We start from the raw sequence: 10,316 nt of genomic DNA on the forward strand, positions 1-10,316 counted from the left end.
CTGCGCGGGCGCCTCGTCGGCGCCCTGGAACTGGAGTCCGGGCTGAACGACGCCCCGGTCTTCCTCGCCGTCGTGCTGCTCGCCTCCACGACGGACCTGTCCTGGACCGACCCGCTGCTCGTCGTCTACGAACTGGCCACCGGTGCCGTGCTGGGCGCCCTGCTCGGGCGCCTCGGCGCCGCCGGCCTCAAACGGGCGGCGCTCCCGGCGACCGGTCTCTACCCGCTCGCCACGCTCGCCGTCTGCGTCGGGGCCTACGCGCTGGTCCAGTCGCTGCACGCCTCGGGCCTGCTCGCCTGCTACGTCGCGGCGCTCGTCCTCGGCAACGCGGCCCTCCCGCACCGCGAGGGCACCCGGTCCTTCGCCGAGGGCCTCGGTTGGCTCGCCCAGATCGGGCTGTTCGTGCTCCTCGGCCTCTACGTCTCGCCGGACCGTCTGCTCGAGGCCGTCGTCCCCGCCCTCATCGCGGCGGCCGTACTGCTCGTGGTGGCGCGCCCGCTCTCCGTGGTGGCCGCGGCGAGCTGGTTCCGGGTCCCGTGGCGGGAGCAGGCGTTCCTGTCGTGGGCGGGCCTGCGCGGAGCGGTGCCCATCGTGCTGGCGCTCGTCCCCCTCACCACCGGGCTGCAGGGTGCCCGCCAGCTCGTGGACGCGGTGTTCGTGCTCGTCGTCGTCCTGACCCTGGTGCAGGGCACGACGCTGCCCGTCGTGGCCCGGTGGCTCGGACTCGCCGCCCCGCCGGTGCAGGAGATCGAGGTCGACGCGGCGCCGCTGGAGTCGCTGCGCGCCGACCTGCTCCAGATGACGGTGCCGCAGGGCTCCCGGATGCACGGCGTCTACGTCCGCGAGCTGCGCCTGCCCGAGGGCACGGGTCTGTCCCTGGTCGTCCGGAGTGGCGCGAGCTTCACGCCGCAGGCCGAGACCCGCATCCAGGAGGGCGACCAGCTGCTCGTGGTCGCCACCGCAACCGCACGCGATGCAGCCGAACGGCGGCTGCGCGCCGTCGACCGTTCCGGGCGGCTCGCCCGGTGGCGGGGCGACGAGGGCGGGGGCGGCTCGACGTCGTGAGCGAGGGTGGCGTGCCCGCCGCCACGCGACCACGCCGCGCGGGGGAGGATGGACGCGTGCAGAGCGCCATCCCGGACAACGATCCGGACGCCCCGACCTCTCCGGCCGCCGGCCCGGGTTCCGTGCCCCGGCGGCGCCTGGTGATGTTGGTCGTGACGGCGGTCGTGGTGCTCGCGCTCGACATCGGGAGCAAGGTGCTCGTCGTCGCGACCATGACCGACGGCCAGCGCATCCCGCTGATCGGCGACGCCGTGAGCCTCTACCTCATCCGGAACTCCGGGGCCGCGTTCTCCCTGGCCACCGGGATGACCTGGGTGCTCACGCTCGTCGCGCTCGCGGTCGTGGTCGGCATCGTCCGGATCTCGCGACGCCTCGGCTCCCGGGGCTGGGCCCTCGCGCTCGGCCTGGTGCTCGGCGGTGCCCTGGGCAACCTCGCGGACCGGTTCTTCCGCGGGCCCGGACCGCTCGAGGGGCACGTGGTCGACTTCGTCTCGGTGGGGTGGTGGCCGGTGTTCAACGCCGCCGACTCCGCGATCTGCTGCGGGGGTGCGCTGCTGGTGTTCCTCGCGTTGTGGGGCATCGAGATCGACGGGCACCGTTCGGGCCGCGAGCCCGAGGCCGGAGGGGCCCGGTGAGCCTGCGCACCCTGCCCGTGCCCGACGGACTCGACGGGATGCGTCTCGACGCCGGCCTCTCCCGGATGCTCGGGCTGTCCCGGACGGTGGTGGCGGCGCTCGCCGCGGACGGCGCCGTCCGCCTCGACGGGACCGAGGCGGGCAAGTCCGACCGGCTCGTCGCGGGCAGCTGGCTCGAGGTCGACCTGCCCGAGCCCGAGCGGGCTCCCTCCGAGCGGATCGTCACAGCACAGGCCGTCGAGGGGCTCGTCGTGCTGTACGAGGACGACGAGATCGTCGTCGTCGACAAGCCCGTCGGGGTCGCCGTGCACCCCAGCCCGGGCTGGGGCGGGCCGACCGTCGTCGCCGGACTCGCCGCGCTCGGGATCTCGATCGCCACGAGCGGTGCCGCCGAACGGCAGGGGATCGTCCACCGGCTGGACGCGGGCACGACCGGCGTCATGGTCGTCGCGAAGTCCGAGCGCGCCTACGCCGTGCTCAAGGACGCCTTCCGCGAACGCACCGTCGCCAAGACCTACCTCGCGGTCGTCCAGGGCCACCCCGACCCGAGCGACGGCACCATCGACGCCCCGATCGACCGCCACCCCAAGCACGACTGGCGGTTCGCGGTGATGACCGACGGCAAGCCCTCGATCACCCACTACCGCACGATCGAGGCGTTCCCGGCGGCCTCGCTCCTCGAGGTCGAGCTGGAGACCGGGCGCACCCACCAGATCCGGGTGCACTTCTCCGCGTTGCGCCATCCCTGCGTCGGCGACTCCGGGTACGGCGCCGACCCGACACTGTCCAAGCGGCTCGGCCTGACCCGCCAGTGGCTGCACGCCCACCGCCTCGGCCTGCACCATCCCGGCGACGGGCGCTGGGTGGAGTTCACCAGCGAGCCGCCCGCCGACCTGGCCCACGCCCTCGAGGTGCTGCGGGCGGCGGTCTGACCACGCCGGTGGACCCCGAGGCCCGGGACGACGGACGACGGGACCCCGACGAGCACGACGACGAGGCGCCCCGCTGGCCCCGCTACGCGATCGCGCTGGCCGTCCTGCTCGTCGTCGTGCTCGTGACGGCGTGGGCGGCCGGGCTGCAGCTCGCCCCGCCCTCGCCCGACGGAGGATCCACCGACGCGGTACGGCTCGGGCCCGCGTCGGGGGAGGACGTCGGCGCCTACCTCGCCCGGACGGCGGACGTCCCGGCGCCCGCGGACCCGTCGCCGCGCCTCGCGCTGGTGCAGTTCGACACCACCCTCGACCCCGCCGCGGCCGCCGCGGCCCTCGGGCGGACGACGCCGCTGCAGGCCGTCGTGCGCGTGCCGTTCCCCCGGGTCCAGACCGCGTTGCACCAGGTCGACACCCCGCCGGCCGCCCCGGCCGCGGCGCTGGCGGCCGCGCTCACGACGGCGGGTGGTGAGGCAGGCGCCGCGGTGAGCACCGCGGCCGGGTCCTCGTCGCCTGCGGACGCCCGCCGGGTCACCGTCGCGCGCGCCGAGGCCGCGGCCCTCGCGCGGCCGGGGTGCGCCTGCCTCGTCGCGGCGGTCGTGCGGGTCGACCCCGCCGCCGTCGCGGCGGTCCGCCGCGGACCCGGGGTGCGGGCCGTCGAGGTCGCGCCGCCCGGCACCTCCCGCACCCGGCTCGCGGTCTCGCCGCTGCTGCCCGACCAGGGGCCGGGGCGCCCTGACGGGCCCGTCGTCGGCCCGGTCCCCGACGACGGGCCCGTGCCCGGCGGGTGATCCCGCACGGTCCCGCCCACGTGATCCACATCGGTGCACCGCGGTGACAGGACTAACGACGTGACATGCGCGGTATGAGCCGGACACCCCATCCGTGGGCGTGACGGAGGACCATGGAGGGTAAGGCAGAGGCAATCACCGTCGGCCGTACTCGATCGATTCCGCCCGGGTGGACCGGGCGGCGGGGACGGACGGCGTGATCGTGAGAGGAGCAGGTGCGATGAGTGCCGCGGTAGCCGCGGGGGCGGAGACGGACACCCGTCCCCACGTCGTCGTCGTGGGAGCGGGGTTCGCGGGTCTGTCCGCGGTGCGGTCGCTGCGCAAGGCGCCGGTCCGGGTCACCCTGATCGACCGCCACAGCTACAGCACGTTCCAGCCGTTGCTCTACCAGGTCGCGACCGGGGCGCTGAACCCCGGCGACATCACCTACGGCGCGCGCTCCTTCGTGGCAAGCGTGAGCCACAAGGGCCAGACCTGGGCGAGCTTCCGCAAGGGCGTGGTCACCGAGATCGACCCGGACGCGAAGGTGCTCACCCTCGACGTCGGGCCCTCGCTCTCGTACGACTACCTCGTCGTCGCCAATGGCGTGACCACCAACTACTTCGGCGTCCCCGGCGCCAAGGAGCACGCCTACCCGATCTACACCCGCGCCGAGGCCCTCTCGGTCCGTGACCGGATGATGGGCTACCTCGACCACATCTCCGCCACGAAGGAAGCCGACGGCGCCTCCGTCGTCGTCGTGGGCGCGGGCGCCACCGGCGTCGAGATGGCGGGCACCCTGGCCGAGCTGCGCAACGCGATGCTCCCGAGCCGCTACCCCGAGCTGGACCCCGACCACGTCAAGGTCATCCTCCTCGAGATGACCGACAAGGTCCTCGCCCCGTTCGACCCCAAGCTGCGCGCGTACGCCGCCGAGCAGCTCCGGGCGCGCGGCGTGGAGCTGCGCCTCGGCGCCGCGGTGGCCGAGGTCAAGGAGGATCGCGTCATCCTCAAGGACGGCTCCGAGCTGCCCGCGCAGATGACGATCTGGGCCACCGGCGTCGCGGCGCACGACACCGTGAAGAAGTGGGGCCTGACCCAGGGCCGAGGCGGACGGATCATCGTCGGGGACGACCTGCGGGTGCCCGAGCACCCGGACGTCTTCGTCGCCGGGGACATCGGCGTCATCGACGACAACCCGCTGCCCCAGCTCGCGCAGCCGGCGATCCAGACCGGCGCCCAGGCGGGCAAGAACCTGCTCGCGGTGCTCGAGGGCAGGCCGACCGCGGCGTTCAAGTACTTCGACAAGGGCACGATGGCGACGATCGGCCGTCGGTCCGCGGTCGCCCAGATCGCGCACGGTCCCAAGCTGCACGGCACTCTGGCCTGGTTGGCCTGGATGTTCGTGCACATCTTCGCGCTGCTGGGCACGCGCAACCGGATCATGGTGTCGCTCGCGCTCATGTTCCGCTACATCGGGCAGCGGCGCAGCGTCCTCGTCGTCGGGGACTGACGGCGGTCCCACGAGGGCCGTGACCCGCCTCGCTGCATCACCGTCGGCGGGACGTGGGAGGCTCGCCGGGAGAGAGAACGATCAGCTCGCAGCTTGGAGAAGCAATGGCCTCGCCCGTCAACGTCGTCGTCACCGGAGCCGCCGGACAGATCGGCTACGCGCTGCTCTTCCGGATCGCGTCCGGGCAGCTGCTGGGGGAGGGCACCCCGGTCCGGCTGCGTCTGCTCGAGATCCCGCAGGCCGTCAAGGCCGCCGAGGGCACCGCCCTCGAGCTCGAGGACGGTGCGTTCGAGCTGCTCGACGGCGTCGATGTGTTCGACGACGCCGCCAAGGCGTTCGACGGCGCCAACGTGGGCCTGCTCGTCGGCGCCCGCCCGCGCAGCAAGGGCATGGAGCGCGCCGACCTGCTCGAGGCCAACGGCGGGATCTTCAAGCCGCAGGGCGAGGCCCTCAACGGTGCGGCCGACGACGTGAAGGTCCTCGTCGTCGGGAACCCGGCGAACACCAACGCGCTCATCGCGGCATCCAACTCGGACGTGCCGTCCGACCGCTTCACCGCCATGACGCGCCTGGACCACAACCGCGCACTGGCCCAGCTCGGGAACAAGTTCGGCGTCGGCGTCGGCCAGATCTCGAAGATGACGATCTGGGGCAACCACTCCGCCTCGCAGTACCCGGACGTGTCGAACGTCCTCGTCGACGGCAAGCCGGTGGCCGACCAGATCGACCAGACCTGGCTGACCGACGAGTTCATCCCGCGCGTGGCCAAGCGCGGCGCCGAGATCATCGACGTGCGCGGGGCCTCCTCGGCGGCGTCGGCGGCGGCCGCGGCGATCGACCACGTCCACACCTGGGTGAACGGGACCCGCGCGGGTGACTGGACCTCGGCGGCCATCGTCTCCGACGGCTCCTACGGCGTACCCGAGGGCCTCGTGTCGTCCTTCCCGGTCACCGCGTCCGGCGGCAAGTGGGAGATCGTTCAGGGCCTGGACATCAGCGACTTCTCCCGCCAGCGGATCGACGCCTCGGTCGGTGAGCTCGCCGAGGAGCGCGAGGCCGTGAAGAAGCTCGGCCTCGTCTGATCTTCCTCCCACCCGGACGGCGCGCGAGGATGTCGCCGTGAGCGAACCCGTGCGCGTCGTCCGGGAGGACGACCTCGTCGACGGCGACCCCACCCCCGGGATGCACCGGCAGGTCGCGTTCGAGGCCCCGTCGTTGTGGGCGGGCCTCGTGCACACCGATCCGGGGGCGACGTCGGGCTGGCACCACCACGGCGACCACCAGACCAGCCTCTACGTGGTCGAGGGCACCATGCGCCTGGAGTTCGGCGCGGGCGGGGCCGAGCGGGCCGACGCGGGCGCGGGCGAGTTCATCCACGTGCCGGCGTGGACGGTGCACCGGGAGTCGAACCCGGGGGGCGACCGCTCCACCGCCGTGATCGCGCGCGCCGGTGACGGCCCGCCCACCGTGAACGTCGAGGGGCCCGACGCGCAGGCCCGTTGACCGCGGGCGGCTCCGCTGCGCCCCGCTCCACCCGTGATCACGAGCACGTGGGGCAGGCGGCGGGGCCGGCCGGGCTGCCTCATGTGCTCCTCGTGCGACCCGCCCACCAAGAAGGGATCTTCAGCCGACGCCGGCCGGAACCGCAGCGGCACCCCTGGCCGAGCACCTCGACGAGCCGGATCCGGCCGAGGACACGCGACCCGTGGCCGGGGGCGGTCTCGACGCGCCGCACTGCACAAGGCAACCTGTCCGTGTGTCGCTCGGAACCGTCCTCACCGCCATCGTCACCCCCTTCGACGACCGCGGGGCCGTCGACGAGAAGGCGTTCGTCGACCTCATGGGCCACCTGTGTGCCCACGGGTCGGACGGCATCGTCGTGTGCGGGACGACCGGGGAGTCCCCGACCCTCTCGACCGACGAGCACCTCCGGCTGGTCGAGCTGGCGAGTTCCGAGCGCCCGGCGGGGGCCACGGTCGTCGCCTCGACCGGCTCGAACGACACCCGGCACGCCGTCGAGATGACCGAGCGGGCCACCGAGATGGGCGCGGACGCGATCCTCTCGGTCACCCCCTACTACAACCGGCCGAACCGGCGGGGCCTGCACGCGCACTACTCCGAGATCGCGCGGGCCACCGACAAGCCGGTGGTGCTCTACAACATCCCGTCGCGGTGCTCGCTGGACATCCCCAACGACCAGCTGGCCGAGCTCGCGCAGATCGAGCACATCGACTACGTCAAGCAGGCCAACAACGCGAACCTCGCCCCGGTCGACGGGCTCGGGATCTACGCGGGCAACGACGACCTCTTCGCCGCCGTCCTCGATATGGGCGGGTGCGGCGGGATCCTCGTCGCGAGCCACGTGGTGGGCCCGCAGATGCGCCGGATGGTCGACGAGCCGGAGAACCGGGCCGAGATCGAGGCCTCGCTCAAGCCGGTGTTCGACGCGATGGGCGTCACCACCAATCCCGTCCCCGTCAAGGCCGCGCTGGGAATGGTGGGCCGCCCGGTCGGCGGGCTGCGCCTCCCGCTGGTGGAGGCCGACGACGCCGAGCGTGCGGTCGTCCGGGCCGCGCTCGAGGGCGCCGGACTGCTGTAGGCCGTCGAGGGCTCCCGGCGAGCGGATCGTGACTGTCGGGGGTCCGTGTCACCGTCCCTCCCATCGGATCACGAGGTGGGAGTACGGCGATGGGCGCACGGAGGTCGGCAGGGCAGCGACGGGCGGCGAAAGTGCGGGCTCGGCGAGGGCGGGTGCGGGGGCCGGAGAGGGCTCGTGGCCTCCGGGGGCTGAGCACGCCCGATGCACACTCCCAGGCGCCCGAGCTCCATCCGCTGGAGGTTCTCGAGGGGGCTGACCCGTACGCACCGGACGACGACCTTCTGCGGACCGCTCTCGAGCTCGCCGTGGTGCGGACGGTCGACACCGAATCCCCTGACGTCGGCGCGGAGGTTGCTCGGCGGATCGCCGATCTCGACTCCGAGTACGGCGAGGCCGTGGAACTGGAGTACGTCGACCACCTGGCGGGACTCACGCCGTGGGACCCGATGCTCGACCGATGGGGAGCGAGGGCGTGGGACATCCTCGCAGAGTGGCTGAGGACGGCGCGGCGCCGCCAGGACGCGGCCGCGCTGGCGGAGCACGTCCTCCGGTGGGTCGAGGAGCGCCTCGGACGGTCCGGACCGGGGCTCGAACAGCAGGCGATCCTCCTCGGCGGACCGGGCGCGCGACGGCCGCTCGACCTCGAGCAGTGTCTCCGCGACGATCTCGTCGCCGTCCAGATCTGGCTCGTGGCGGGCATCGTCGCGGTGACCGGCAGCGGTGGTCCGGCCGCCCTCGTCCAGCCCGGCCGGGGTGGACACACGGTCACCGGCGCGCCGACACGCCGCCGCGGCGCGATGAGCAGCGGGGACCCCGACACCGCCCGAGTGAGCGCCGAGACTGTCGGACCCGAGAGGTAGCGTGACCGCAGTCCTCCGCCCCCGACATCGCACCCCAGTGCTGGGTCGATCGGGGCCGGAGAGCCAGAGGTAGCCGTCCCGGGGAGGTCTCTCGCGTGTCCGACGACTCGTTCGTCCACCTCCACACCCATACCGAGTTCTCCATGCTCGACGGGGCCGCCCGCCTGGACGATCTCTTCTCCGAGGCCGCGCGCATGGGCATGCCTGCCCTGGCCATGACCGACCACGGCAACACCTACGGCGCCTACGAGTTCTGGAAGAAGTCGAAGGCGCACGGGGTCAAGCCGATCATCGGCATGGAGGGTTACATCGCGCCCGGCTCGCGCCACGAGCGCAAGCGCGCCTCCATCGGCCAGAACGCGAACGGCAGCGACAACCCCGACCTCATGTACACCCACATGACGCTGCTGGCGGAGAACACGGAGGGGATGCACAACCTCTTCCGGCTCTCCAGCCTCGCCAGCCTCGAGGGGTACTACTACAAGCCGCGCATGGACCGCGAGCTGCTGGAGACCTACGGCAAGGGGATCATCGCCACCACCGGCTGCCCCTCGGGCGAGGTGGCGCGCCTGCTCCAGCAGGGCGACCGTGACGGCGCCATGCAGGCCGCGAGCGACTACCGGGACATCTTCGGCAAGGACAACTTCTTCTGCGAGCTGATGGACCACGGCATCGAGATCGAGCGCCGGGTCCGGGACGACCTCTACGACCTCAAGAAGAAGCTCGACCTGCCCGGCCTGGCGACGAACGACCTGCACTACACCTACGCGAAGGACGCCAAGCCGCACGAGGTGCTGCTGTGCGTCCAGACCGGCAAGACGATGAACGACCCGAACCGCTTCCGGTTCGACGCGCAGGACTTCTACCTCAAGAGCGCCCGCGAGATGCGCGACCAGTGGGACCCGCTGTTCCCCGAGGCCTGCGACAACACCCTCGCGATCGCCGAGCGGGTCGACGTCTCCTTCACCGAGGGCCGTGACCTGCAGCCGGTGGCCCCGGTCCCCGAGGGGGAGACCGAGGGCAGCTGGCTGGTCAAGGAGGTGGAGCGGGGGCTGCACTGGCGGTTCCCGAACGGCATCGCGGACAACTACCGCAAGCAGGCCGAGTACGAGGTCTCGGTCATCATGCAGATGGGCTACCCGGGCTACTTCCTGGTGACGGCCGACCTCCTGAACTACGCGCGCTCGGTGAACCTGCGCGTCGGCCCGGGCCGAGGCAGCGCGGCGGGCTCGCTGGTCGCCTACGTCCTGGGCATCACCGACCTCGACCCGATCCACCACAAGCTGATCTTCGAGCGGTTCCTCAACCCCGAGCGCGTCTCCATGCCCGACATCGACATGGACTTCGACGAGCGCAGGCGCGGCGAGATGATCCGCTACGTCACCGAGAAGTACGGCGAAGAGAAGATCGCACAGATCATCACGTACTCCACGATCAAGGCGAAGGCCGCGATCAAGGACTCGGCGCGCGTGCTCTACGGGCAGCCCGGCTACGCGGTGGCCGACCGCATCACCAAGTCGATGCCGCCGCCGGTCATGGGCAAGGACATCCCGCTCTCCGGGGTGTTCGACCCGAGCCACAAGCGCTACTCCGAGGCCACCGAGATGCGGGCGCTCTACGAGTCCGACCCGCAGGTCAAGGAGATCGTCGACACGGCCAAGGACCTCGAGGGCCTCAAGCGGCAGTGGGGCGTGCACGCCGCCGGCGTGATCATGTCCAAGGAACCGCTGATCGACGTCATCCCGATCCAGCGGCGCGAGGCCGACGGCGCGATCATCACGCAGTTCGACATGGGGGTCTGCGAGACCCTCGGCCTGCTGAAGATGGACTTCCTGGGCCTGCGCAACCTCACGATCATCGACGACGCGCTGAACAACATCCCGCTCAACGGCAAGGAGCCGCTCGACCTCGACAACCTCGGGCTCGACGACGAGGCCACCTACGC

At 72.3% G+C, this 10,316-nt stretch carries 10 protein-coding genes; all 10 read left to right on the plus strand.

What is annotated here, in order from left to right; genetic code table 11:
- A partial coding sequence (locus VGI02_RS11565) for a potassium/proton antiporter (RefSeq protein WP_331627500.1) occupies window positions 1-1,065 on the plus strand: 1,065 nt, incomplete at its 5' end.
- Between the two features lie 56 nt (window positions 1,066-1,121).
- Window positions 1,122-1,700, plus strand: a complete 579-nt coding sequence (gene lspA / locus VGI02_RS11570; RefSeq protein ID WP_331627501.1) for a signal peptidase II — start codon at window positions 1,122-1,124, stop codon at window positions 1,698-1,700.
- Window positions 1,697-2,632 (plus strand): RluA family pseudouridine synthase, encoded by a 936-nt coding sequence (locus VGI02_RS11575; protein ID WP_331627502.1) that lies wholly within the window; start codon window positions 1,697-1,699, stop codon window positions 2,630-2,632. Before lspA ends, VGI02_RS11575 begins: the two co-directional genes overlap by 4 nt.
- Before the next feature lie 8 nt (window positions 2,633-2,640).
- Entirely contained in the window at window positions 2,641-3,420 is a 780-nt protein-coding gene (locus VGI02_RS11580) for a hypothetical protein (protein WP_331627503.1), read from the plus strand.
- Between the two features lie 220 nt (window positions 3,421-3,640).
- Window positions 3,641-4,912, plus strand: coding sequence for an NAD(P)/FAD-dependent oxidoreductase (locus VGI02_RS11585; RefSeq protein WP_331627504.1), 1,272 nt, complete (start codon window positions 3,641-3,643; stop codon window positions 4,910-4,912).
- Between the two features lie 104 nt (window positions 4,913-5,016).
- Window positions 5,017-5,994 carry a malate dehydrogenase gene (locus VGI02_RS11590; RefSeq protein WP_331627505.1) on the plus strand — a complete coding sequence of 326 codons (978 nt, stop codon included), beginning with the start codon at window positions 5,017-5,019 and terminating at the stop codon, window positions 5,992-5,994.
- 37 nt (window positions 5,995-6,031) lie between these two features.
- Entirely contained in the window at window positions 6,032-6,415 is a 384-nt protein-coding gene (locus tag VGI02_RS11595; protein WP_331627506.1) for a cupin domain-containing protein, read from the plus strand.
- A gap of 253 nt (window positions 6,416-6,668) precedes the next feature.
- A complete protein-coding gene (gene dapA / locus VGI02_RS11600; protein ID WP_331627507.1) occupies window positions 6,669-7,511 on the plus strand; it encodes a 4-hydroxy-tetrahydrodipicolinate synthase in 843 nt (280 codons plus the stop codon).
- A gap of 305 nt (window positions 7,512-7,816) precedes the next feature.
- On the plus strand, window positions 7,817-8,371 hold the full coding sequence (locus VGI02_RS11605; protein WP_331627509.1) for a hypothetical protein: 555 nt from the start codon (window positions 7,817-7,819) through the stop codon (window positions 8,369-8,371).
- A gap of 95 nt (window positions 8,372-8,466) precedes the next feature.
- A partial coding sequence (gene dnaE / locus VGI02_RS11610) for a DNA polymerase III subunit alpha (RefSeq protein ID WP_331627511.1) occupies window positions 8,467-10,316 on the plus strand: 1,850 nt, incomplete at its 3' end.

It is taken from the genome of Actinomycetospora sp., from assembly GCF_036497245.1.
Classification (GTDB): Bacteria; Actinomycetota; Actinomycetes; order Mycobacteriales; family Pseudonocardiaceae; genus Actinomycetospora.